The 26115-nt window shown below is 44.0% G+C and carries 23 protein-coding genes; 4 read left to right on the plus strand and 19 right to left on the minus strand.

Annotation, left to right across the window (positions count from 1 at the left end; genetic code table 11):
- Positions 1-26: 26 nt before the first annotated feature.
- A complete protein-coding gene (gene nhaA / locus DIU38_RS00940) occupies positions 27-1334 on the minus strand; it encodes a Na+/H+ antiporter NhaA (protein ID WP_112653592.1) in 1308 nt (435 codons plus the stop codon).
- A gap of 95 nt (positions 1335-1429) precedes the next feature.
- On the opposite strand from nhaA, the gene DIU38_RS00945 reads away from it, so the two are divergent.
- Complete coding sequence (locus tag DIU38_RS00945; protein ID WP_091166797.1) at positions 1430-1717, plus strand: hypothetical protein; 288 nt, start codon at positions 1430-1432, stop codon at positions 1715-1717.
- Here DIU38_RS00945 and DIU38_RS00950 read toward each other — a convergent pair.
- The 3 genes from DIU38_RS00950 to DIU38_RS00960 form a co-directional block, all read right to left on the minus strand.
- Complete coding sequence (locus tag DIU38_RS00950; protein WP_112653593.1) at positions 1680-2918, minus strand: MFS transporter; 1239 nt, start codon at positions 2916-2918, stop codon at positions 1680-1682. The two genes, DIU38_RS00945 and DIU38_RS00950, sit on opposite strands and share 38 nt — an antisense overlap.
- 191 nt (positions 2919-3109) lie before the next feature.
- Positions 3110-3841 carry a hypothetical protein gene (locus DIU38_RS33335; protein WP_208057636.1) on the minus strand — a complete coding sequence of 244 codons (732 nt, stop codon included), beginning with the start codon at positions 3839-3841 and terminating at the stop codon, positions 3110-3112.
- A 121-nt stretch (positions 3842-3962) separates the two neighbouring features.
- Entirely contained in the window at positions 3963-4673 is a 711-nt protein-coding gene (locus tag DIU38_RS00960) for a DsbA family oxidoreductase (RefSeq protein ID WP_229701632.1), read from the minus strand.
- Positions 4674-4846: 173 nt separating this feature from the next.
- On the opposite strand from DIU38_RS00960, the gene budA reads away from it, so the two are divergent.
- Both budA and DIU38_RS00970 read left to right on the plus strand, forming a co-directional pair.
- A complete protein-coding gene (gene budA / locus DIU38_RS00965; protein WP_167516054.1) occupies positions 4847-5605 on the plus strand; it encodes an acetolactate decarboxylase in 759 nt (252 codons plus the stop codon).
- A 126-nt stretch (positions 5606-5731) separates the two neighbouring features.
- Entirely contained in the window at positions 5732-6970 is a 1239-nt protein-coding gene (locus tag DIU38_RS00970) for a DUF3179 domain-containing (seleno)protein (protein ID WP_112653595.1), read from the plus strand.
- Positions 6971-6983: 13 nt separating this feature from the next.
- On the opposite strand, the gene DIU38_RS00975 is transcribed toward DIU38_RS00970, so the two are convergent.
- From DIU38_RS00975 to DIU38_RS01010, 8 genes are all read right to left on the minus strand, one after another.
- On the minus strand, positions 6984-7277 hold the full coding sequence (locus DIU38_RS00975) for a hypothetical protein (protein WP_090528337.1): 294 nt from the start codon (positions 7275-7277) through the stop codon (positions 6984-6986).
- Between the two features lie 479 nt (positions 7278-7756).
- Positions 7757-7978, minus strand: a complete 222-nt coding sequence (locus DIU38_RS00980) for a heavy metal-binding domain-containing protein (protein ID WP_090528334.1) — start codon at positions 7976-7978, stop codon at positions 7757-7759.
- Positions 7979-7981: 3 nt separating this feature from the next.
- The gene (locus DIU38_RS00985; protein WP_112653596.1) at positions 7982-9430 is read right to left on the minus strand and encodes a PepSY domain-containing protein; all 1449 of its coding nucleotides are present in this window, start codon (positions 9428-9430) and stop codon (positions 7982-7984) included.
- 3 nt (positions 9431-9433) lie between these two features.
- Positions 9434-11788 (minus strand): TonB-dependent receptor, encoded by a 2355-nt coding sequence (locus tag DIU38_RS00990; protein ID WP_112653597.1) that lies wholly within the window; start codon positions 11786-11788, stop codon positions 9434-9436.
- Positions 11789-12124: 336 nt separating this feature from the next.
- Positions 12125-12496: a hypothetical protein gene (locus tag DIU38_RS00995; RefSeq protein ID WP_091217873.1), complete on the minus strand. Its 372-nt coding sequence runs from the start codon at positions 12494-12496 to the stop codon at positions 12125-12127.
- 151 nt (positions 12497-12647) lie between these two features.
- Positions 12648-13007 carry a hypothetical protein gene (locus tag DIU38_RS01000; protein WP_091166816.1) on the minus strand — a complete coding sequence of 120 codons (360 nt, stop codon included), beginning with the start codon at positions 13005-13007 and terminating at the stop codon, positions 12648-12650.
- Between the two features lie 243 nt (positions 13008-13250).
- The gene (locus DIU38_RS01005; RefSeq protein WP_091166818.1) at positions 13251-13616 is read right to left on the minus strand and encodes a hypothetical protein; all 366 of its coding nucleotides are present in this window, start codon (positions 13614-13616) and stop codon (positions 13251-13253) included.
- Entirely contained in the window at positions 13613-14107 is a 495-nt protein-coding gene (locus DIU38_RS01010; RefSeq protein ID WP_149354008.1) for a glycoside hydrolase, read from the minus strand. The genes DIU38_RS01005 and DIU38_RS01010 overlap by 4 nt, the downstream gene beginning before the upstream one ends.
- A 295-nt stretch (positions 14108-14402) precedes the next feature.
- Here DIU38_RS01010 and DIU38_RS01015 point away from each other — a divergent pair, with 295 nt between their 5' ends.
- Positions 14403-16619 carry a putative Ig domain-containing protein gene (locus DIU38_RS01015; RefSeq protein WP_112653599.1) on the plus strand — a complete coding sequence of 739 codons (2217 nt, stop codon included), beginning with the start codon at positions 14403-14405 and terminating at the stop codon, positions 16617-16619.
- Between the two features lie 318 nt (positions 16620-16937).
- On the opposite strand, the gene DIU38_RS01020 is transcribed toward DIU38_RS01015, so the two are convergent.
- The 7 genes from DIU38_RS01020 to DIU38_RS01050 form a co-directional block, all read right to left on the minus strand.
- Positions 16938-17846 (minus strand): hypothetical protein, encoded by a 909-nt coding sequence (locus tag DIU38_RS01020; RefSeq protein ID WP_091166826.1) that lies wholly within the window; start codon positions 17844-17846, stop codon positions 16938-16940.
- Between the two features lie 136 nt (positions 17847-17982).
- Complete coding sequence (locus DIU38_RS01025) at positions 17983-18426, minus strand: hypothetical protein (RefSeq protein WP_112653600.1); 444 nt, start codon at positions 18424-18426, stop codon at positions 17983-17985.
- Positions 18427-18559: 133 nt separating this feature from the next.
- Positions 18560-19597, minus strand: a complete 1038-nt coding sequence (locus DIU38_RS01030) for a fatty acid desaturase (RefSeq protein ID WP_112653601.1) — start codon at positions 19595-19597, stop codon at positions 18560-18562.
- Between the two features lie 130 nt (positions 19598-19727).
- Positions 19728-20729, minus strand: a complete 1002-nt coding sequence (locus DIU38_RS01035) for a YncE family protein (RefSeq protein ID WP_112653602.1) — start codon at positions 20727-20729, stop codon at positions 19728-19730.
- A 56-nt stretch (positions 20730-20785) separates the two neighbouring features.
- Positions 20786-23881 carry an efflux RND transporter permease subunit gene (locus DIU38_RS01040; protein ID WP_112653603.1) on the minus strand — a complete coding sequence of 1032 codons (3096 nt, stop codon included), beginning with the start codon at positions 23879-23881 and terminating at the stop codon, positions 20786-20788.
- On the minus strand, positions 23881-24810 hold the full coding sequence (locus DIU38_RS01045; protein WP_112653604.1) for an efflux RND transporter periplasmic adaptor subunit: 930 nt from the start codon (positions 24808-24810) through the stop codon (positions 23881-23883). Before DIU38_RS01045 ends, DIU38_RS01040 begins: the two co-directional genes overlap by 1 nt.
- A 1-nt stretch (position 24811) precedes the next feature.
- Positions 24812-26059: a TolC family protein gene (locus DIU38_RS01050; RefSeq protein WP_112653605.1), complete on the minus strand. Its 1248-nt coding sequence runs from the start codon at positions 26057-26059 to the stop codon at positions 24812-24814.
- Positions 26060-26115 lie beyond the last annotated feature (56 nt).

Consider the following 26115-nt stretch of genomic DNA (forward strand, 5'->3'; position numbering starts at 1 on the left):
TAATACATTTATTTTGGCTTTATGCTTTAAGCCTTCGGCTTTTTGCTTAAAACAGCTACCCCCGATATCCCGGCCAGCAAAGAGGCTAACAGTATCCCATATTTGGCCTGGTCAATCATTTCGGCATGATCAAAGGCCAGTGCCGATATAAAAAGGGACATGGTAAAACCTACGCCTGCAAGCAAAGCTACACCTGTCATTTGTTTCCAGGATGAGCCTGCGGGTAATTGTGCGCCAAATTTTACCATGAGCCAGGTAAAGAGCAATACACCTGTAAACTTGCCGGCAAGCAGGCCTATGGCCACACCCATGCTAACAGGATTGGCCAGTGACGAGAAAAAGTCATGGCCAACAATAATCCCGGCATTAGCAAAAGCAAATAGCGGCATGATGACGAAAGCTACCCAGGGGTGCAGGATATGTTCAATTTTTTGCAGTGGTGTTTCGGCATCAAGGCTCAACTTTTTTATTTTATCAATAATGTGGTACTGTTCGGGCGTTATAAGCGTGCTGTTGTTTGGCTGCTCGTTTTCAAAATCGGTAAGGTATTGCTTTACAGATTGGGTGTAACTGATCTCGCTGATGCGGGTACGGGCAGGAATGGTAAAAGCCACCAATACACCCGCAATAGTTGCGTGGACGCCCGAAAGTAAAAAAGCTATCCAAACAGCGAAGCCTATGATCAAATAAAAAGCAGTACTCCTGATCCCCATTTTATTACCGATAAGCAGCAGCACCAGCAGCCAAACCCCAAAGGTAAGTGGTACAAGCGCTATGTGACTGCTGTAAAACAGGGCAATAACTAAAACAGCGCCAAGGTCATCGGCAACGGCCAATGCCGATAGGAAAACTTTTACAGAGGATGGAATATGTTTGCCCGCCATAGATAATAAAGCCAGCGCGAAGGCTATATCTGTAGCCATCGGGATTCCCCAGCCATGGGCCGATGGCTTACCTGTATTAAAAAGGAAAAAGATGAAAGCAGGCACCAGCATTCCGCCCAATGCGGCAAACATGGGGAGTGAAGCTTTTTTTACAGAGGATAGTTCGCCGGCCATAAACTCGCGTTTTAACTCGAGGCCTATCACAAAGAAAAATAAAGCCATAAGGCCGTCGTTGATCCAAAGGTGCAGCGGATGGTTTAAAACATATTTATCAAAACCGAGCGATAGTTTGAGTTCCCAAAGTTGGTGGTAACTGAGCTGAAAAGGCGAGTTTACCCATACGATAGCCACAATTACGCTGATAAAAAGCACTATGCCGCCGGTATGTTCCTGGTTTATGAATTTGCTTACCGGCTGCGTGATTTTATCAATAGGGTAGCTTTGTTTCATAGATGCCTAAAATAGGGATTAAGTTTGATTTTTTGGTGAGATGATCTGCCGATTACATCGGATTAAAACAAAACCCGGCCATAAAACATTTATCAATGAAACCGGATATTATGAATAACTATCAGCAAAAATGGATAAGTACATTGAAAAACGCTCATTTAAATGGTTGGGAGATCAAGCCGCAGGGGGATGATATTTTTGTGGAGATGCCGCATGTTACAGACCTTAAACTAATCAGAGATAACCTGCCCGAAACACTTGCGCTGATGGCCTTGGATATTAATTTACCAAAGGAAAGGCTGAAGTTTATTTTTCACAATGGGTACGAGCAGTTTGAATACCTGCTTAATCCTGCCGCTGCGGATTTGGAACAGGAGGACTAAAATCAACGGTTGTTGTATCGTTGGGTAATTCCTCTTTGGTATTATCCGAATCAATTTTGGCCATTGTTGATACCACTACTACCGAAATTCCCATACAGGCAATCAGGATAAAAGAGGCCCTGAGGGTAGCAATTCCTGCTATAAAACCGATAACCGGCGGACCGACTAAAAAGCCCATAAAACCAATAGTTGATACTGCAGCCAGTGCAACGCCCGGCGACATAGTTTTTGATTTGCCGGCAGCGCTGTATACCATAGGCACTACAGATGATACACCTGCACCGACCAGTAAAAAACCGGCCATGGCTGTATAAACATAAGGGAAAGCTACCGCTATTAACAGGCCTGTAGCGGTCAGTGATCCGCTAACCTGTAAGGTGCGTTTTAAGCCAAATTTGTGAGCAAACCAATCGGCCACAAAACGGCCGCCTGCCATGGTGAACATGAAGGTAGTAAAGCCTATGCCAACCAACGCCTCGGGGGCCAGTACCACTTTTTTGAAGTAGATCACGCTCCAGTCGAACATGGCGCCTTCGCAAATCATGGAACAGAAGGCTATAATACCTAATTTGATGAGCGATTTATCGGGCATTACAAACACAGGTCCGGAGTCGGTTACTTGATCATCTTTCAGGTAACGGGCAGCTACGGCCACGCCAATCGCTATCACGATCAGCATTAACGAAAAATGATGAAAAGGGATAATGCCGTTGGCTATCATGAACGTACCTATACCTGCCCCGGTAAAACCTGCCAGGCTCCACAAGCCATGAAAAAATGCCATAATAGGTCTTTGGTAAAGCTGCTCGGTAGCTACTGCCTGTGTGTTTACCGCAATGTTTACAGAATTGCTTGCAAAGCCGAAACAAAGCAGGCAGATGATAAGCTGAAAAGTATTTTGTGCGAGGCCTAAACTTACCAATGCAGCAGAGTAAACCAACAGCGCGGCGATAACGAGTTTTTTACTGCCTATTTTGGTGATGATCCAGCCCGAGAAAGGCAGGGAACACATGAGGCCAACCGGCAGGGCGAATAACACGGCACCCAAACCGGCGTCTGATAAACCTAAATTTTGCTGAACAGTAGCAATGCGTGATGCCCAGCTGGAGAAACTTAACCCCGCCATAAAAAACATAGCACCCACGGCAATGCGGAGCGTTAACTTGTTAATGGTATCTGTTTTTTGTGGGATATTGTTCATGTTTTAGTATTGCCATAGTGTCTAAATGACACTATGGTTAATTGTCACAAATATAAGGCAATTAATTGTACTTTTAATAAGCTAAATCGTTTTTTACTTTTACGTGAATTAAACACTATATAAATGGAAAAGCGCTCGCTCAGCCTGTAATTGACTGAAAGCGAACGCTTCTATAATCTTGTTTTATATTATTAAGTTTTTACATTGAAGGAGCCAACAACGACATATGATATACCGGTATTCAGGTTTTTAAACTCAGCCCTGAAAGTACCTATTGCATTTCCTTTGCTTGCGCTTGAATGATTTAACGTTGTAAACTTAACTTTGCCACCAAAAAAAGTAGCATCTATATTTGTACCCAAATTGACATTCAAATCTATTAGATCATAGGTGCCTGCGACCACTGTATTGGCTCCTAACTGAAATATATCCGAACCATTACCATTGATGTACGAAATCATAGTAGTTCCGGTAGTAGATATCGGACTTTGATCTATAGATGTAAGCATAGGGCCGCTCTTTACAACCTTGGCACCTCCATCAACCTGGTAGGAGATGGTTCCCTGCGAAGTAGCGGGGTAATCAGATCCATCGTCGGCAGTGCTGGTCCCTGTTCCTGTTCCTGTGCCAGTTCCTGTTCCAGTTCCCGTGCCCGTCCCGGTTCCCGTTCCTGTACCCGTGCCGGTTCCTGTACCTGTTCCAGTTCCCGTGCCCGTCCCTGTACCCGTGCCGGTTCCTGTACCTGTTCCTGTTCCCGTGCCTGTTCCTGTACCCGTTCCCGTCCCAGTTCCTGTATTTGTAGTAGGAACAACGTCAATTGCTTTTGTTTCTTTATCCGGCCCGAGCGGTGGGTCAAGTTTGCAACTACTTACCGAAGCTGCTATTAAAAGAAGGGTAATTACTTTACAGTAAATTTTTTTCATATATACAAAGAGTGATAGTTTATGGTTTTAACGGTTTAAATATAAGTATTTTAGCTCTTTGTACGTAGGAGAAAAACTATTTGATACAAATAATGTTAAGAAAAGTTTACAATTTTTTTAATTATTTACAGTCGCCATCGGGGCTGCATGATTCACCTTCGATCGTATCAAATGCTGGTTTGGGGTTTTCTTCCTGCCAGCCGGTAAAGGCTTTTGCAAGGGTATCTTTAAATACGGCCACCTCCTGTGCCCCTGATACGGCATATTTGCGGTTCATTACAAAAAACGGAACACCGCGTACACCTAAATATTGAGCCTCGGCAATATCATGTTTTACATCGTCGGCGTAGGTGTCGCTTTCAAGCGTTTGTTTAATTTCTTCAGCGTTCAGGCCAATCGCCGTACCCATTTCAATAAGGGTTTCGGTATCATCAATATTGCGGCCTTCAGTAAAATATGCCCTGAACAAAGCTTCTTCGGCAGCGTCTCCCAATCCATGTTTTTTGGCCAGATGAGCTAACCTGTGCGCGTTAAAACTATTAGCTACAACCGATTTACTGAAATTATAGGTAAGGCCGGCTTGCGCCGCCATTTGGGTAACATGCTCGTTCATCTGTTCGGCATGATCAAGCGTCCATCCTTTTATATCGGCCAGGTACTGGTTAATGCTGATATTGGGATTGGTTTTAAGATCGGGATTTAGCTGAAAGCTTTTCCATTCTATCTCAATTTGTTCTTTGCCTTCAAAGCCGGCCAGTGCTTCCTCGAACCTGCGTTTGCCTATATAACAAAACGGGCACATCACATCCGACCATATTTCTACTTTCATCATTTCCATTTTAAATGTTTAAACAAATTTAAGGCCTGTAATTCTTAACCCCGTAAGGGCAAAGTAAAATTTAACAGGCTTTGTTAGATGCCAGAGTGATTTTTGAACTACTTTTATGGCTTTAAAAACACGTTCCCCTCATGAAGAATTTATGCCTGAGATGCTTTTTGCTCTTAATGATCTTTACATGCCTTAAAACATCGGCACAACAAAAAGTAGCTGATAAAAATTTATTCAGTGCAGGTTACGCGGCAGGTTTTATCGGCGGCTTGTATGATTCCTATTGTCCATATAAACAATTAAAGCAACATGGCGATTTTGGTTTGGGCGCCCCGGGCAAGCTTGATGGTGAGCTCATGGTGTTTAACGGCAAACTTTATCAAACCCAGTCAACGGGTAAAACAACCCAACTTGCCGATACCGGCAAAACCCCTTATGCTGTGGTTTGCTTTTTTCATGCCGAAAAAAAATATAAGTGTAATAAGCCTTTATCTAAATCGGCACTGTTTAGCTACCTCGACAGTATCTTAACCAACCAGAACGGGATCTACGCTATCCACATCAAAGGAAATTTTAGTACGGTTAAAACAAGGGCTTTCCCGCCGGTTGATAAACCTTATTTACCCTTGGCGGCGATGCTTGACAGGCAGCATTTTTTTGATTTTAAGAACATCAAAGGCGATTTCATAGGTTTTAAGATCCCCGCACTGATGGAAGGAGCGCATATCAGCGGTTACCATTTTCATTTTTTATCTGATGATAAAACCGGTGGTGGCCATATCATTGATTTGCTTGCAGATGATATCACCATTGAAGTTGAAACGTTGACAAGTTATACCATTGACCTGCCGCAAACGCCGGAATTTAACAGCTTTGACTTTAAGAAAGACCGTAAGGAAGAGATCAAAAGCGTGGAGAATGGAAAAAAGCAATAATGACTGATCGTTTTTATTTGGACGATAATTTTTTGTAATATGTAAATTTTTATAAATTAGGAAATTATAAACCAATTATAAACTTATTGAGGTAACAGCCCAATGCTGAGGATTTATTGAATAAGCATGAGATGGAACAGTGCTAAAATATTCTGGATAGGTATCATTTTACTGGTGGTACCCGGCCTTATTCATGCTTACCTGCTCATGCCATTTCCGGGCAGCCAGGATCTGAATGCCATAACCCTGTGTTACTATCTCGAAAAGGTGATCATGCCGCTGCGTTTGATTGGCTTGCTATTCATTGTTTGGTACTTATTTAAATTCTACGCTAAAAATACCTTTAAACAAAAGGCTGTTAAAGCCGCTGTTTTTGTACTTTGTATAGGCAGCTTTTACATAACCGATTATATGTATAAGGCCGAAACCATGTTTAAAGAAACCACAAAAGCTGTTTTTGCCAATGGATTAAAAAACAGGGTGCCGTTAAGCTACCTGGTAGTAGGTGTTGTAAACAACGGTGTCGCCAAAGCTTATCCGCTCATCTACCTGGGCTATCATCATAAACTGCAGGACGATGTAGGCAATAAACCTGTTTTGGTTACCTATTGCACCATGTGCCGTACAGGCAGGGTTTACAGTCCGGTTATAAACGGAGTAAGGCAAAACTTCAGGCTGGTGGGGGCAAGGCACTATAATGCCATAATTGAAGATGAAAACACTAAAACCTGGTGGTACCAGGCTACCGGTAACGCGGCTGTTGGGGAGCTGAAAGGAAAACAATTAACCGAGCTGCCTTATGAACAATTAACCCTCGCGGCCTGGTTACAGAAACATCCCGAAACACTCATTTTACAACCCGACAGGCTATACACCGCAGATTATGCCGACCTGAAAAACTACGACCGTGTGCAAGCTATCGATCGTGACAGCACTATAAAAAACAAAGACTCCCTGATGCGTAAAAGCTGGGTAATTGGTGTGATCATAAACGGCAAAGCCAAAGCTTATGACTGGCGCCACATGTACGCCAAACGTCTGCTGAATGATGAGTTGAACAAAAGTTCACTGCTTATTGGCATTGAAAAAGATAGCCTCAGCTATCATGCCTGGAATACATCAGTAAGCGGTAAAACCCTTCATTTTAAACTGGATGATAAAGGCATGCTCACCGACGAAGAAACCGCTTCGGTTTGGGATTGGGACGGCCTGTGCTTAACCGGTACACAAAAAGGGCAGCGCCTTGCTAAAATTCAGGCCTACCAGGAATACTGGCACTCATGGAAACATTTTCATCCCGGTACCGTGTTTTGGAAAGGCGATGAATCGCTGGAGCAAACGGCATCCATTTATCCGCCTTTTTAACAAGCGGCTTTAATTAAATAGCGGTTGCTATTTTGCTGATGTCATCGTCATTAAGCAGAGCTTCTTCAGAAATGTTGGGGTAATACTTATTTAGGATCTTTTGAATAAGCTGGTAGCTTTCGATGGATTGAATGGGGGCGGAAGCCAGTTCAGTGATGGTTGAACCAATGAGTTTAAGTTTTTTTGCCTCGTACTGGTTGATCACAAAGTCAGAAGTTTTTTTCTTACGGCTTTGTTGTATGAGATCATCAAGTTTCTTGATCTCTTCAACCAGGTCAATCATTTTTAATACTTCCACCTTTTTCATCAGCGCCAAAATTAGTGATTTATTTGTAACAGGGGGTATAACGGGATATAAGTTGTATTGTTTGTAAGTATGAGACGGGTGGAAGCTGTAATTGTTACCGATAGAAATTGAGCACGTTTTCTGTGTGCAAGATAGCAAAACAAAAAAGCGTCATTACGAAGCAATCCCCATGAGGCAGAGTGGTTATGCACGTTTCTCTGTACGGTTTGGGACTGCTTCGTTATCTTATAATGACGTGATTGTAAGTTGTTGGTTATTAAATATATTTTTTTGATCGATATTATAAATATGGGCGTTGCCTGTGGCCCGTGCTATACGCTCATACTGCACAGGCATTAGCCACAAGGCCGGTACCCGCTCCTATCACTAACGCGCCCCGCGCGCCATCTCTAAAATATGTTTTATACATCATTACTTTTTTTTTCGGGGTTTACCTGGTGTTTCCTTGCAATGACGGGTCAGAGGCAGAATTAAAACGATTATTTCTTATCCTCTGTAGTATCCCTTTCAACCAGGGCCATGCCGCATTTAGGGCAGGTGCCGGGTTTCTCAAAGGTAAGATCGGGGTGCATGGTGCAGGTGTATTTGCCTTTTTTCTTTACGGTTGAGGTGCTGTCGGTTTTGCCGGTGCTTTTAACCGCACTGTTGCAGGCGCCAAGGGCCATGCTGGCAAAGGCTAAAATGATAAAGCTTTTTTTCATTGATTATTTGTTTTTGATGAATGAGGCCAACCCGAACAACGATACTACCAGCACACCTAAGGCGGCCAGCATACTCACTATATCGCGGATATCCTTACCCGCCCAGGTCATGCCGAAATACTTGTGTAAAAATATAAAAGAAAGCCCTTCAATCCGGTCAATCCCTGCAACTTTTGCAGCCAGTTTTGATGAGGTAGTTTCAATATACCAATTGCTGCCGTCGGCGTAGCTTACCCGCTCAACCGGCAGGCGTTTGTTGATGAAACCGTACTCGTTATCAAACTGCTTTACCTGGTTAACTTTTACCCTGCCATAAAACTGGTCAGGATCCTGGTGGGTATGGTAATAGGTACTTAAAAAACGGGCATAATCCTCATCCCCGTTAATTTGTTCTATGCCGGTTAAGGTGTTAAAGTACGAGATCTGCTTTTTATCATCAGTTACCTGGTAATAAGTATTACCACCAAAGTTAACCACAGCTATCCTTTTGATGATACTGTCGGCAACAGGAAGCTGAAGGTTGGAGATAGCCAACTGTTTCCTGTTGATCACTTGCCCGTAATCAGGCTTTGGTGTTTCGGTATTGTGCAGTTTTACGACAAGGTGAAAAGCCCCGCTGATTACGAAAGTAAACATCACAAACGAAACAATAAGCCCTATCTGCCGGTGATAGCGATGAACGATGCGCTTGTCCTCATTGCCATTTTCTTTTCGCTTTTGAGTTACGGATTTAAACTTCTTCCACATTAAACCATAAACAGTTAAGCCGCTGATGAGGGCGAACAGCATTACCACCATGATGATGAGTAATATTACATTACGGAAAACATCGCCGCCGATATCGGCTAAAAACTGCCAGGTATGGAACTGTTCAAACAGCCAAAGGAAGGCCTTGCGGGTATTGTTGTTAAATGTACCCATGCGGCTCTGACTGGTTTCAATGTAAATATCCATACCATCGGGGCGGTCAAAACTGATCTTCCAAACAGGCAAAAGGTGATTGATGGGCTGGTATTGCCCATCAAACGTTGTTTGGAGATCGATCTTTTTAATGTTTGATGTCGAATCCTGCGTAAAATAGCGGGCAAGATAAGTGGCATATAGCTTATCCCCATCTTTTAACAATACCCCATCATTGGCCGAGTAGTAATTGTACACGCTATCTTTATCCAGCACCTGGTAATAAGTGTTGTGATTGAAATTAACCAGTCCGAAGTTCCGGATAACGGAAATGTTATTTTTATCCAATACCTGCTGAATGCTGAGCACCGGTTTCATCCGGCTTTGTGATAAAGGCTTGAATACCTCTTCGGCTATTGACGGCCGGAACCAGTTTGACATGAACGGGTGCGAGAGCCCGCTCAGTGTCCAGAAGATCACCGGGATGAGGGCCGTTAAGCCCAGCACCCGGTGCCATTTATAAAAGTTGCTTTTTACTGTTGCAGATGCCATTGATCAATATTTTGAAAATGAATAACTGATGCCCAGGGTGTAAGTACGTGGCGGCGCGGCGTTATAAGTATCGCCGTACCGGCTGCTGGTTACTGTTGTAGCGTAAAGCCTATTGGTTAAATTAAGCACATTGAACCAGATGCCCGCGCCTTTTAATACGCTGCTTTTTACATCATAACCCAGGCGCAGGTTGTAAATATCATAACCTGAATAGGTTTTGGTATTGGCAGGGTTGGTGTAGTATTGATTGATGTGCTGCCACTCTGTTGCTATCCTGAAACCGGGCAGATATTGCGGCTTGTAGCTGAGCTCGGAGTTGGCAACCCAGGCCGGCGCGTTGTTCATGCGTTTGCCATCATAGTTGGTAACCGTGTTGGTACCGGTGGTGTAATTGGTGGTCACTTCACTGTATTCCACATAGGTGTGTTTGGCATTGGTACCGCTAAACCTGAAGGTAAGCTCTTTAACCGGGGCCACAGTAAGCGAGTATTCAATCCCCCGGTGACGTGTTGCGCCTGCGTTTTGGTTCTGGGTAGTGTTATCCGGCAGCAGTTGGTTAATGATTTCGTTATGGCCTTCTAAATCAAACACACTCAGCTCAAAATATAGCTTTTTGTTAAAAGCGGAAAACCAGCCGCCGGCTTCGTAATTATCAAAAGTGGCCTGTTTAAGCTGGGTAAGCTGACGTGAGCTGTACAAGTCGCCGGTTTCTGGCGGTTGAAAACCTACGCTGTAGTTTGCGTAAAGGCCTTTGTTATTACCAAAGTTGTAGGTGATGCCGAGTTTGGGGGCAACGATATTGAAATTGTTGGTTTCCTGTTGTTTGTACTTGGTTTGCCCGGCGGGGATCTCATTATCAAAATTGTAATGCACCCTGTCGTACCGTAAACCGCCAACTATTCTTAATGCTTCCGTAGGCTTGACTTCATACTGGACATAAGCCGCTGTGTTGAACAACTTGATCTTGTAATTATCAATGTACCTGCCGGTATTGCTGAAGCCGGTGTAGTAGTTGTTAGCTACATCTTTGGTGATATCAAGATATTGGGCATAATATGAACTCGGGCTGTCATCCATGTAAACACCGCCAATCAGCCTCGAATGCAGAAAGTCAAAATCAACCCGGTGCTGTGCCAGTAAGCCATAGCTGTTGAATTTTTGATCGTTTACCTGGCCGTTGCTGCTTTTGTAAACGCCATTGTTGTCGCGTACATCGGATATAAAATAGCTTGGCAGCTGCGCAGTTGAGTTATTGCGGAAGAAGAGCGTTACAAATGTGCTGTTCTTATCATCCCACTGATGATCCAGGCGGGTGCCGGCACGAAACGATTTTACCTTGCGATAGGTGAAACGCTGGTTGGAGCCGTAACTGCGGTCGTAAAACCTGGCGCTGTCTAAACTACCCGGGGTTTGAGTGTTAAGGTAATTATAGGCAGCTGAAGTGGTAAGCTTTGTTTTGGCGCTGAAATCATAGGTAGTTTTAAAATTGGCCGAGTACTTATCAAAATCAGAATAGTCCTGCCAGCTATCTGCCTGATGGGCTATATAACCGCCAACGTATAAACCAAATTTGCCCTGGGTGAAACCTCCATCGGCATCAACACGGCGGTAATGATAATTATCCCCCTGAACAGAAACATTACCGGCGTAACCTGTAGGCGGGCCCTGGGTAATAAAATTAACCGCTCCACCAATGGAGTTACTGCCATAAAGTGATGATGCTGGTCCTTTGATCACTTCGATATCTTTAACGCCCGACATGTTGATCTCATACAGCGAGTTATGGTTGAAGATGCCCGTAGGGCGGATGGGGACACCATCTTCCATATACAGGTATAGGGCATTATAGGTAATAGGTTGCCTTATAGCCATGGTATGCTGCTCATTACCCAAATTCACCATGTAAACACCTGCAACCTTGTTCAGCAATTGATAAAGGGCTGTGGCTTTGGTATCCTTAATTTGGGTAGAATTGATTTTACTGATGGCGATAGGCGCGTTCTGCCTGGCCTGGCCTTCGCGGCTGGCGGTTACCACTACAGGTTGCAGATCAACAGTTGAAGGCTCTAAGGCAACATCAAGCTTTTGGCCTTTTATGGCAGATACTTCAATAATGCGCGCGCTGTAACCAACCATGGCAAATTTAAGCCGGATAATGCCTTGCGTATTGATGCTGAAGTGCCCTTTGGCGTTAGTCATGCCCAGTTTTTCGCCGGTCTTAGTATCGGCATTGCAAATTGATGCACCCGCGATGGCTTCGTGAGTATTGGCATCTGTTATGGAGCCTTGTATGTTTTGGCCGTAAGCCTGTGTTTTAGCAAGTATAAAAGTTATAAATAGGATCAGATATCGTTTCATTATATAGTATTACGGGAGTTGTTTCCCGGTGTAAAAATGGGTAGAGTAGGGTGTGGGTTGATTGACGGGAGAGTGCAAAGGTGTCTTCTACCCGTCATTGCGAGGTACGAAGCAATCCCCGATTAACAAGGGTGGCTATGCAAGGCTCTTTGTACAGTTTGGGATTGCTTCGTACCTCGCAATGACGGAATGTTTAAATCCGATCATCTGTAGTAGATACGATCCTATCGCAAAAGATAAAAAAGCTTACTCTGTAGAGCATGCGATTGCCACGCTTCGCTCAATGACATAGCTTTTACGCTATGCAATCAATCAAAACCAATAAAAATGAAATGATTATCCTAACTGCGGAGGCTGGAATATCGTAGCCGGGCGATCGGCCGGTACGGTGGGGGTGTAAGGGGTTGAAATAACCTGCAACAGGCTGGAGTGGAATTTTACATCAGTTGAGCTGATGACATAAACCTCCTGAAAGAGGCTCTTTTGCGACTGCCTTTCGTCGCTGGCCTGCTTGTCCTCTGCCTGTTTGATCTTTTTCGCGAAGTAGCATTTGCCATCGCAGTGCAGCCAGGGTTTGTTCCTGTTTTCGCAAAGCTTGGTAGCAATGTAATTCCTGTTCAGCTCAAAACCCGCGAAAATAAAAAAACGCGAGAAGTTGACCGTGATCAGTGAAAAGATGAGTAAATAGGCTGTAATACGTTGCAGCATGGCGCAAAGGTACGCCCTGTGGGTTTAATAAGCAACTTTAGTTCTAAGTCTTAAGTCGAAAGTACTAAGTCGGAAGTCTCAGTTTTAAGTCTTAAGTTCAAAAATCTAAATGCATAACCCGACTAAAGACTTTTGACTTAGTACTTTCGACTCAAGACTTGTCTCTTTTCAACGTAGCATGCAGGTGTTGGCCTTTGTAAACCAGGTCCATACCAATAGAATCCTGATAAACTTTACCCGTATGGGGCGAACTGCCTCCCGGTACCGGGATACTGAAAGAGAAATTATCACCGTTGATCATGCCGTCGGTAATCGCTACATCCCCTTGTGGCGCATGGGCGGTGCCGGTAAGCTTGCCGCTATCGATCCTGAAAGTGTAGCTTAATGGAAAATGATCATCTCCGGGAAGTTTTAATGAACCTATCCATCTGCCGTTAATATCGGCCATCGAAATAAAACTAAAAGCGGTAATGATAACAAACGCACTGATCACCAGGAACTCTTTTTTCATTGTTGATATAGTTTAAGCAGATGCCTATATGCCGTAATTTAAACTATATACAATTTTATTGCCTTTAAGTTTAAAAAAAAGAAAAACCTTACCGGACAGGTAAGGTTTTTCTTTTTTGATATTTAAGATACGTCATCCTGACCTTGTTTCAGGATCCCACGAGACAGGCAGGACCATGCAAGCTCGCTTAGCAAGTGGGGTGCTGAAGTAAGTTCAGCATGATTATCTTGTTATCAAGTAAGGTTATTTCTTTTCAACCGATCTTTTCAATACCGAGCTGCTTTTTGAGCCATTGATATCCAGTTCAACGCTAACCGAATCGCCCATGAATTTGCCTGTATGAGGTATCACGATACCGCTGGTGGCTACTGTAAATGAAAAGTCGGTACCATTGGTTTTGCCTTCTTTAATGTCAACGTCGCCTTCCGGAGTTAAGGCTGTGCCGGTCAGTTTATCGCCATCAACCTTAAAATTATAAAGCAGTGGATATTCCTGGCCGTCGCTTGTAACTAATTTGCCCGCCCATTTGCCGTTAAGATCAGCTATAGCTGCAAGACATATCATAAAGCAGCTTACCAATAAAGTAGTTGTAAAAATCTTTTTTTTCATAAATGTGAATTTTGGTTGAGATAAATATAACAAGAACTGTTGATTTTTTTTGATTGCGATGATTTGGTTAATTTATTATAACAATTTATAGTTAAACAACTATGTGAATATCGCATCAAACTCCCCTTTAGGGGTAGGGGGCATCTTTTTAAAGTGCTATGTACTTTTGAACCATTGGCTTCAATATCAACACCTACCGAATCGCCATAGAATTTGCCTGTATGGGCAATGTGGATATCTTCGATGCTTACGGTAAATTTGAAACTGTCGCCCGTTATTTTGCCGTCTTCAATCGGCATATCGCCTTTAGGTGTTTTGGCTGTGCCGGTTAGTTTGTCCCCATCAATCTGAAAATTATAAAGCAATGGATAAATTTCACCGGTTTCTGTTTTAAGCTTGCCTTCCCACTTTCCGGCAATTCCGGCAATGGCTGCAAAGCAAACCGCAATACAAACTGTTACAAGGGCTAAGGTTAAAAAAGTCTTTTTCATAGCTGTTGTTTTCATCGGTAAATGTAAAATCGATATTAAACCAAAACGTAAACTGTACATTAAATTTACTGCCGGCAGTATTATCGATTTATGAACAAAAACTGTACTATAACAGCCAGGTAATTAATGCCGGATTGTTTTTTTACTTTCATTTGTATTTAGGGGCATTTTTTGACTATCTCTAAATAAATGTTAATGATACATTTCCAATTATTCAAAATGATTGTACCTTTAAATCTGCATACTAACCGGGCGAAATCCTGTTTCGCTTTTCACTTTTAAACAACCTATAATAATGAAGAAAATTTTTACCGCATTGCTATTGTTGGGTGGTACATATCTGGGCGCTTCGGCTCAGGATGTTCAGCTTAACAAAGGCTGGAAATTTGCCGTGGGTGATTCTGCCCAATGGTCGTCCCCAACTTTTAACGATCAAAACTGGCAAAACATTGATGTCGCCCATTCCTGGGAACCGCAGGGACACCCTAATTACGATGGCTTCGGCTGGTACCGTATCCACGTAGTGATCCCTTCATCGCTTAAGGAGAAAGCCTATTTAAAGGATAGCCTCCGCTTAAGCCTGGCCAGTGTTGATGATAACGACGAAGTGTATTTAAACGGAAAACTGATCGCTAAATATGGCGGTCACAGCGGAACCATTAAAGATGGCAATTACGGGCCGCGCACTTATAGTATCCCGGCTTCAGATCCTGCAATTTTGTGGGATAAAGAAAACGTACTGGCCATCCGTATTTACGATACCGGGGGCGACGGTGGTATTTACGGCGATAACTTTTCTATTGCTATGGCCGATGTAATGGATCACGTTACAGTTAATACCGATGGCGATTTTAGTTTCCAGGAAAATAACAGCCTGGCCAAATCAGTTAAATTGATTACGACCAATAAATACCAATACCAGGGTACTTTAGCCTTTAAAGTTACCGACCCTGAAACCGGCGCGGTGATCTACGAAAAAACAAACCCGGCAAATTTTACTGCAGGAAAGCCTTTCACCTATTCGTTTGTGATAGCCCGGTTAGCCAAAAAATCGTATACCATAGCCTATACTTTTACAGATCAAAAATCTGGTAAAGAGATTGTTAAAACCGAAACTACGCCTTATGTACTTACGCCTTACCCATCGCCCAAGCCAAAAATTAACGGAGCCGATGTTTACGGTGCAAGGCCGGGTAACCCTTTCCTTTATCTGATCCCGGCAACCGGTAAAAAGCCGCTTACCTATAAAGCTGCGGGCTTGCCTGCCGGCTTAACGCTTGATGCTAAAACGGGTATCATTTCGGGTGTGGTAAGCCAAAAGGGAGATTATCCTGTAACGCTTACGGTTACCAATAGCTTAGGCAATAAAACCAAAACACTGACTATTAGCATTGGCGATAAAATTGGCCTTACCCCGGCCCTTGGCTGGAACAGCTGGAATGCCTGGGGCTTGAGCGTTAATGACGAAAAAGTGAAGATCTCGGCTAAAGAAATGTCGGAGAAATTAAGTGCTTATGGCTGGAACTATATCAATATCGACGATGGCTGGGAGGCGGAAAACCGTGCTGCCGATGGCGCCATCGTAGCTAACAGTAAGTTTCCGGATATGAAAGGTTTAACCGATTATGTACACAGCCTTGGCCTGCATACCGGGATTTATTCATCGCCTGGCCCGCGCACCTGCGGCGGCTTTTTGGGCAGCTGGCAGCATGAAGACCAGGATGCCAAAACTTATGCCGACTGGGGTTTTGATTATTTAAAATACGACTGGTGCTCCTACTCGGAAGTTACCCCACCGCATCCCGACCTGCCTGCACTTAAGAAACCATATGAAGTAATGCGGACGTCTTTAAATAAGGTAAACCGCGATATTATGTTTAGTTTTTGCCAGTACGGCTGGGGTGATGTTTGGAAATGGGGTGCCGAAACCGGCGGTAACAGCTGGCGTACCACCGGCGATATCCAGGATACCTGGAGAAGTATGAGTGATATTGGCTTTAGCCAGGATCCTGCTTCGCCTTACGCTGGTCCGGGACATTTTAATGATCCGGATATGCTGGTTGTAGGCAAAGTAGGCTGGGGGCCAAGCCTGCACAATAGCCGTTTAACTTATGATGAGCAATATACCCACATCAGTTTATGGAGCCTGCTGTCTGCGCCGCTGTTAATCGGCTGCGATATGGGGCACCTGGACAGGTTTACGCTTAGCTTGTTAACGAATGATGAAGTACTGGCCATTGACCAGGATGCCTTAGGCAAAGGTGCAAGACAGGCTTCTAAAACAGATGAGCAGCAGATTTGGGTAAAAGAGCTCACCAAAGGCGAAAAAGCAATAGGTTTCTTTAACACATCTGATAAATATCAAACTGTTAACCTGGAAGCTAATGACAAGCTGTTAAAAGGCTTTACCAAAGCCCGTGATGTTTGGGAACAGAAATACCTGATAGCGGTTAACCACAAATACACTTTTAAAATCCCACCGCATGGCGTAAAGCTTATTAGGGTTATGTAAGGATTTAGGGTAGGGAGATAAAAAACACGCGTCGTTGCGAGGTACGAAGCAATCCCCGATGAGCAGGGCCACCCTGTATAGTTTGGGATTGCTTCGTACCTCGCAATGACGCTTTTTATTTGATCATGTCCCCTCAGGGTCTCTCGCAGAGGACCCTGAGGTTCACCGCGTTTTGGTTAGAACAGCTGATCTGGCGTATATCAATCTGCATGGCGTATACATCAGGGTCCTCTGCGAGAGACCCTGATGGGACGTTGATAGCAAAAATGGCCTATATCTATTCGATAAAGGCCATTTTTATATAACGTAGTTTGAAAATCAATTTGGCACATCGTAATGATATACCGGCGAAAAAACTCCTTCACTTGTAGTGTAGTAGCCTTTACCATCGGGCTGAAAACCTATCGCCTCGCCCTGTTTTTCAACTTTGTAGGTAAGTTCCTGTGGCTTGCGTACCATAGTTTCCCATATGGGTTCGTTATGTTGACGGCGCCAGTAGTAAACTTTGTCGTAACTTTTTAGCAGGATCTGCTGCCCGTCTTTAGAGATATCGCCGGCTGTGATCCATTTAAAAGGTTTAAAACCCGCGAAGTACAATTTGCAGCGTTTGGTTAATACTGTTGTTGTATTGGCCTGGTATTTTAACGGACTGGTGTAAACCGCAACCGTATCACCCCTTTTGCTTACAATGATCAATTGCTTGCCTATGGGGTCAATCATCAATGTTTCCGCATCTTTAGGGCCATCCGGATATTTAAAATCTGCCCGTACAGCTTGTGTGTTTGTAATAGCCTTATCGCCTGTAGCCCATGATTTTTTTTCGGCCATGCGGTAAACTGTAATATATGGCCTGTTTTGATTGTTATCGCCTATATCGCCAAGATAAACGTAGCTTTTACCTTTTTCCGGTCCGGGGCCAACATCAATATCTTCACAATCCTGTACACCCAGTTTTTGAGTGCTGTCACCCTTAAAATAAATGGTTGATTTAAGTTTGCCTTCGGCTGTTATAGCAAAAAAACGGCTGGTATCGCCGCTGTCGTTATGTACATAATAGGTGTCGGGGCTAATGGATGACGCCGCAATACCCGACGTTTCATCCATCTCTTTATCATTCAGGGTGCCTGTAATGTCTTGCCTGTCGAGCAGCCTGTGCTTGGCAAAGGCCCCCATGAAAAGCAGGGATACAATGGGTAAGAGTATATTTAATTTTTTTGACCGGCTCATTCTGTTTCTTGCAAACAATAACGCAAATAAAGCGCATTAGTATGAAGTTGACATTAATTATTTGATTTTGTTACGACTATATGAAAATTAAGTAACAAACAGGGCAATCGTACACAATATTCGTACCACGAAACATTTATGCCGATTCAAAGGCATGTAATAAGGCGCTTTGTCGGTATATTTCGGCAGGGGTACGGTAATCGGCCAGTTCCAGTTCCCGAACATACTTGCAATTACAGGGATGCCCGGGTTCAATAAAAACAGGCATGTCATAGCCCAGTTGCTGGTAATAAGGGGTGATGAACGCCTTTACGGGCAGTTCGTTTGCTGCAGAAACAACATCAGGTGTAAGTTTTTTTAAGGGCTTTAAAAGTATTTTAATTTCACAAAGTTTAAAGTTGTCATAAAGCGGGATCCAACGTATTACATCGTCAATATTAACTGCTATGGCATTATGTTTTACTCCAGTAAGAACGCCAATATTGACTTCGCTATTGTTTAAAATACTAATGATCATAACCTGCTGACCGATATAACGACTAAAAATCATGAGCTGGGCTGCCACACTTATACGTTTCATTTTGCTAATTTTATTAGCAAAATACGGAAATTAGTTAGTGAGATGCAAGGGCGAATGTGAAATGTTTTTGGGTGTGGGTCGACAATGTGCTACCAACAAAAAAAGGCCTTTTTCAAGGCCCTTTCTTATTTTATTATTTCTCAACGTCTATAAGCTCCGGCTTTGTTGCTTCGGCTTTAGTGAGGTCGATATCTGGCTTTGAAATATCTGTTAGCGCTACACGGCCGCGGTCTTTACGCAGAATGCGGTTAAACAACGAGATCTCCCTGTCGAACAAAAACTGGAAAAACAGTTTGGTCCATGAGGTGTGATAGTATAATGTATCGTAATATTCCGGGGCAGTTTTCCTGATCTCGGGAAGTTTGTTCCATGGGATAGAAGGGAAATCATGGTGCTCATTGTGGAAGCCCACATTAAATGCTACCGCGTTAAAGTTGCCATAATAGCTGTATGTTTCCTGTTCTTCGGTAACGGTAAGGTAGTGTTCCTGGATCCAGCGGGCGCCGAGCGGGTGCAGGCCAACGGAAAACGAAAAGCTTAACAGCAGGAATGCTACGGCATGCCAGCCCATAAAGTAAGCGATTGCGGTTGTAAATGCTGCCTGTAATAACCAGTTTGTCAGGATCCAGCCATCAAAAGGATGGATTTCCCTTAAACGTGACAGGCGGAACAATTGAAATACCGGGAAAAACAGCAGCCAGATTGCTTTACCAAAAAATGAATTGCTGATCAGTTTTGCTTCCCAGCGGTTAGGCAAATCGGCGTCAAGCTCATGTACACCCTGGAAAGAATGATGCTTGATGTGGTATTTTTCGAACGAAATAGCGCTTGGCAATATTTGCGGTAAGTTGGCAAACATGGATGCCCAGCGGTTTGCGTTGCGGTTTTTAAACAGCAGCTGGTGCGTACATTCGTGGATCATTACAAACAGCGCATGATCGGCAAAAGCGCCAAGCAAATAAGCCGCTCCGAAAACTATCCACCATGACTGGTCGCGTACAAACCAGGCTAAAACAACCTGGAAAGCTACTAAACCAATAATGGCCCATATGGTTGCGGGGTTTTTACCAATAAGCTTTCGCAATTGCGGAAACTCCTTCAAGATTTTTTTTGTGCGGATACGATGAGGTTCAGACTCCTGGGAATAAACAAAATCAGTCTTTTTAATCATATAGTGTTAAAACGTTAAATATAACGATAACGTGCGCAAAAGTTCATTTTTTTGTAAAAATTAATTAGTAATATTAGGAATAAACAAAATCTTCACGATCATTTCATATAAATTTTATATACAATTTACGTTAGTTTTGCTTAAAAACAAGCACCTTAAAAGTATTGGGAATGGTTTTGCGCGTGCCGGGTTCAAACTGTGCAACGCTCAAATAAATTTTGTGGGTTTTGGCGTCAAGTGCCATGGTGCGTGCCCTTTCGGCGGTTTTTAAGGTTTGGATCACCTCATATTCATTAGCCGATTTTTGTTTGATGATGGTAGTGGTGCCATCGCCGCATGAGCAAAATATCAGTTTGGTTTCAAGGTCATAAACTACCGCGTCAACACCCGCGCCAATTGGCAGGGTAGCAGTCACTTTACCTGTTTTGATATCAACAACACTCACCCCTTTATTTTCGCGGCAAACGGTAAACAATTTCTGATTAGCGGCATCAAGCGCTAAGCCTGTTGGGCCGCCGCAGGGGGCAAGGGGATAGTTTTTAACCACTTTAAGGCCTTTGCTATCAATAACATTCAGGCTGCTTTTATCTTCAAGGTTATTGTAGATTTTACCTTTACCGTCCGATACTGCAAACTCGGGGCCGCCGCCAAGTGCAACCGTGCCAACCTGTTTAAGCGTTGCCGGGTTAATTACCGATGAATTATTGCTTTCGCCGTTAAAGGTAAACACCCGGTCGGAGTAGGGGTCATACATAATAGCGTCCGGGCCATTAGCATTGGTAAGGGCAATTGTAGTAATGGTTTTAAAAGTTTTTAAGTCAAAAACTACTACGCCATTTGCCTTGCCATCGCTGATGAAACCACGATTAAGTTTATTTACTATGGCTATGCCGTGAACGCCTTTCATGTTATCAATAACGCCAACCGGCTTTTCGGTATCCAGGTTAATGACATTTACAGCGGTGCCATGCGATACATACAGGTTGCGGTTGATCTTGTCGATAGCCAGGTAATCGTAACCACCGTCACCCGGTAGCGCGATGGTTTTATCGGCCACATAGGTTTGCGCGTTCAGTTTAAAAGGAGCTATACCTGCTATGAGCAAGGCTACGGCCAAAATTTGCTTTTTCATTTTTCGGGAGTGTTTATTGCCATGAAATTAAGTCCCGAATCTGTAAAAATGCTGTGTTAACCGTGATGGCTTTCATTAATTTCATTTAAATGGGTGTTAAACCCTTTGCGGTACAATATACGGAGCATTGCTGGTAAAACAATAAGCAGTAATGGCAACGCCGCTAAAAAACCCCCAATAACCGCAATAGCCAGTGGCTGATGTAATTGCGCGCCGGCACCTATGCCTAAAGCAAGCGGCAACAGGGCTATAATAGCGCCCAAAGCGGTCATTAGCTTGGGTCTTAAACGGGTACTGATGGCAAAGGTTATAGCGGCGTCAATGTTTTTATTTTCATTTTCGATAGCGCTTTCCTTAAACTGCAGGAAGGTGAAAATGGCGTTTTCGCCAATAATGCCTACAATCATAATCAACCCTGTATAGCTGCCCACATTGAGCGACGTACCGGTAATAAATAAGGCCAGGAAGCTACCGGCGATACCTAAAATGCCAATCATCAAAATAAGCAGTGCTATCCTGAACTGCCTGAACAGGAATAATATCACACCAAAAACCAGTAAACAGGCAGTTATCAGGATAATAAGCAATTCTTTAAATGACTGCTGCTGCTGGGCGTAAGCTCCTCCGTACTCCACATGGTAACCCGTTGGCAGGTTTACGTTGTCATGGATGGTTTTTTGAATGGATGTTATTACAGTACCCAGGTCGCTGCCTTCCAGCCGGGCGCTCACTACATTCATGCTTTGCAGGTTTTCGCGGTTGATCTCGGCATCGCCAGGCCTTAGCTCAACCGAGGCCAGTTCAGTTATAGGGATGAGTTTGCCGTTGGGTAAAAATATATGCAGGTTATGGATGTCATTCACGTTAAGCGAGCGGTTACCCGGGTAAACCATGCGGATGGGTGAGAGTTGTTCTTTCTCCAGTAAGCTGCCTATCACATTACCTTCCAGCGCGGTTTGGATCTGCATTTGCAGATCGGCGGCGGTAATTCCATACTGTGCGATTTTGCTGTAATGAGGTTGAATGCTTACCGAAGGACCGGCGATAACAATACCCGGCAGCACATCGGCAGTACCTTTTACTTTTTCAACCAGCCCGGCTATCTGCCTTGACAGGTTTTGCAGTGTTTGCTGATTATCACCGAATACTTTGATCTCGATAGGCTCGGCCGATGTGGTGAGGTCGCCAAGCATATCGGATATCACCTGGCCAAACTCAACCTGCAGCGCGGGTTGAGTTTCTTCAACCATTTTGCGCAAATCGCTGATCACCTCTTCGGTGCTTTTGGTGCGATCTTTTTTTAGCTGGATAAGATAATCGCCGCTATTAGGCTCTGTAATAAAAAAGCCCATTTGTGTACCCGTGCGGCGCGAATAGGCAGTTACATCCGGATGTTTTATGATCTGCTTTTCTATCTGGCGCAACATCCGGTCGGTTTCTTCCAGTGATGTTCCGGGAGGCGATTTGTAGTCGAGCACGATGGCGCCTTCGTCCATATCAGGCAGGAAGCCGGTCTCCAGCAATGGGGGGACAATCACAATTACGGCAGCCAACGCGGCAATAATAATAATGCTTACATAAGGACGCAGGATAAAGAAACTAACCCACTTTTGTTGTTTAACTGTGTGTATTTCTTCTGCGCTGGCTTTTGCTGTATTTAATTTAGGCTTGCGTGTTACGAGCAGGTAAATTACCGGCAAACCGATCCAGGTTACAAAGAATGAACTCAGCAAGGTAATGATCATGGTATCGGTAAGCACCTTGAAGTAAGCCCCGGCCACACCCGTCATCAAAACAAAAGGAATAAAAATTACGATAGTACTGATAGATGAGCCCACCATGGCCGGGAAAAGGTAATCAATAGCCTTGCGTACCAAATGGCTGCTCAGCTCGTCCGGGTGTTCTTCGTGTACCCTGTGAATTTGTTCAACCACTACAATGGCATCGTCAATAATTAACCCTATGGATGCTGCGATAGCACCCAGCGTCATGATATTAAAAGTATAACCAAGCCAGTATAGGATAAGCAGGGTGAGCCCAAGTGTAACCGGGATGGTAATCAATATGGTTATACTTGCCTTGAACGATCTTAAGAAGATAACCGCCACAATAATAGCCAGGAGTAAGCCTACCCAAAGGCTGTCACTCACGCTCCTAACCGAGTCGTTCACAAAATCGGCCTGAACATAATATGGCCGGATACTTACACCCAGCGGGAGTAGTTTTTTCAGCGCGTCAATCTTATCGGCCATATCGTTACTAACCGAAATTAGGTTGGCATTGGGCTGCTTTACTACAGCTATCAGTACCCCATCATGCCCGTTGGCGTTGATGCGGGTGTATTCAATCCCTTCGTTAACCTGGATGCTTGCAAAATCCTTGAGCCGTACTATCCTTTTACGGTTGTTGCTGATCACCAGGTCTTCCAGCTGATCTTTGGCGTTGATGGTAGCATCAGTAACAGTGAGGTACATGCGCTTATAATCAGACAGGTAACCCTCTGATTTTACGAAATTGGTAGTAGCAAGCGTATTGCTGATAATATCAGGCGTAAGGCCTAATGAGGTCATTTTTTGCTGATCGAGTGTGAGCCAGTATTCTTTGAGTTTACCGCCGATCACCCTGATCTCCGATACCCCGTCGACCTGTGACAGGAATGGTTTTACCGTGTAGGTTGCCAGTTGCCTTAGCTCTATAGGCGATAGGTTATGGCTCTCCAGGGTATAACCGCTCACCGGCAAAATAGAAGGGTTCATTTTAGCCACGCTGATGTTTACATCGGCAGGCAGGTCGTTTTTGATCTGGTCGATGCTTGATTGGATACGCTGCTGGCTCAGGTCGATATCGGCATTCCAGTTGAGCAGTGCTGAAATTTCACAGCTTCCCCTGCTGGTAGTACTGCGTACCAGTTGCAGATCCGGCACCTGCTTAATGGCATTTTCCAGCGGTTTGGTAACCGTAACCATCATTTTATTTACCGGCTGCAGGCCCTCGTCGGCAATGATCTTGATCTTGGGGAAAGTGATTTCAGGAAAAAGCGAAGTTTGCAGTTTTGAATAGGCAAACAAACCACCCATAATAATCAGGGCAAGTACCAGGCCTAAAGGCTTGCGGTGGGTTATGAAGTAATTTTTGCGCTGGTTTTCCTTCATCACTCTACAATTTTCACTTTAGCCGTATCTGCGAGCCCGTAATTACCTGTAACCACTATTTTATCATTTGCCGAAAATTTGGGGGTTAAAATTTCCACCCTGCCGCCGGCTTCAATGCCTTTGGTTATGGCAGTTTTTACCGCGGTAGTAGGATTGATCAGCTTCATTACCCAAAACTCCGTTTGTGTTTCATTACTTAGTATGGCCGATTTCGGAAGTGATAGCGTATGCGGGCGTATCGACTTAATGATCCGCGCTTTGGCTACCAAATTTTCGGGAATGGGATTGGCGCTGTTTACCTTAAGCACAATGCCCTGGGTTTGCGACAACGAATCAACAGCAGGCATTGATGAGCTTACCTGTGCCGTCAATTTTTCACCGCCGGGCAGTACAAGTTGTACGTTCTGATTGTTTTTTACATACCTACGCAGTTCATAAGGCAATTGCATCACAAATACAAAGCTTGAGCGGTCGCTGATCACTGCAAGTTGCTCACCATCCTGCACGTAATCGCCCTGCTGATGGTTGAGTTGGGTAACGTAGCCATTACCGGCAGCTTTTATTTTATTTACGCCCGAAAACTTGAAAGTAGTATCCAGCACATTGATGCTGTTACCAATACTCTGTGCTTCTTTAGTTTTTATGCTGAATAAAAACTCGCCTTTATTTACATAGTGCCCCGGCAGGATGTTTACCTTTTGGATGTAACCGTTAGCATTGGCCTTAACAATATTTTTTTGCTGAAAAACGGATGTGGCGCTAAGGTCAATGTAATCAACCATAGCACTATCGGCGACTGAGGTTACGGTTACAGGCGTTTGTGCGGCTGAACCTGCATCGCCGGCATCATCTGCAGGTTGAGTATTGCCTTTGCAGCTATACAGCAAGGTTAAAAGGCCTGCAAACAGGTATATATGTTTAAATTTCATATTATTTATTCCAGTAATTGAGCTGATTAATGAGCTGCAGCTTATTAATATTGGTTTGTGTTTTAAGGTTTTTTATAGCAAGGTAATTGTTAATCGCCAACACCAGGTCGGCTACCCGCACATCGCCGGTTTGCAGGAGTTGGGTGTCAACTTTTACCAGGCTTTCGGTATATTTCATCTGTTCATCTATCTGAGCTAACAGCTTTTCAGAACCATCAATCTGCTGGTTTAACTGGGCAATCTGCTGGCGGTATTGGGTATCAAAAAACGCTTTATAGCTGCGCCGGGTATCTTCTTCTAACGAAAGCTTGCGGTACTGGATCTTGCGCTGGCCTCCATCGTACAATGGTAATGTAAAACTAAAACCAATGCTGGCGCCGAAATTTTTATAGGCTGGTCCGCTCAAAAAATCAGAATTGTAACCGCCATCGGCCAGCAGGTTGATCTTGGGTTTGTAGGCAAAATCAACTAATGAACGGCTATTCACCAGTTTAAGGCTATCCGTTTTATATTGGTTGAAAAAGATGCTGCTACTAATATCGGCCCGGATAGTTTTCTGAATGCCGGGATCCTGTAATTCGATGTAACTGGTATCGGCAATGCCGGTTAAATAGTTAAGCGTTGTATAGTCGTTTTTATATTGCAGCCTTGCCTGCGACAGCGTTAGTTCCTGCTGCTTAAGGGTAACCAAAAAAGTAAGGTAATCGCTTTGGCGGTATACATTGGTGCGGGTCAGTTTTTTAAGCAGCGCTTCCTCCCGGTTAAGCAGGCTGATCACTTCCTGGTTGAATTTTACCTGCTGCAGGCTGCCAAAAGCCGCTATGTATTGTGCCGTGACTGCTTTTTTCAGATCCTGCTCGGAAATTTTAGCGGTATTAAGCACCGATTGCGATTGCAGCTTCACTGCGTCGATCTGCGCAGCGATATTTTTTTTGCTATCCAGCGATTGATTGATGCCCAATAGCGCATTAAGCGTATGCTCGTTGGTGATGGCAGGGGCATAGCCATAACCGCCGGAAACCGGGGCGTAAAGACCGCCACTGGTAGCATTTACCTGTGGCCTGTAACCTGCCCTGATCCGGAGGCTGTCCAGTTGGCCTGACGCAACCTGGTTTTGCAGGTCCTTTAACAGCGGGCTGTTGCTTTTGGCAAGCTCCAAATAATGTTCAAGATTGTAGGTTTGTGCCTGTGTAGCAGCACTAAACAGGCAAAATAAAAAGCCGAAAACCCATTTTATCCGGATGGTCAAAATAATGCGTATTGTGTTAAATAATAGCTAAGCTACACGATAATTCTGGAAAAAAT

This window comes from Mucilaginibacter metallidurans (assembly GCF_003286435.2).
Classification (GTDB): domain Bacteria; phylum Bacteroidota; class Bacteroidia; order Sphingobacteriales; family Sphingobacteriaceae; genus Mucilaginibacter; species Mucilaginibacter gossypii.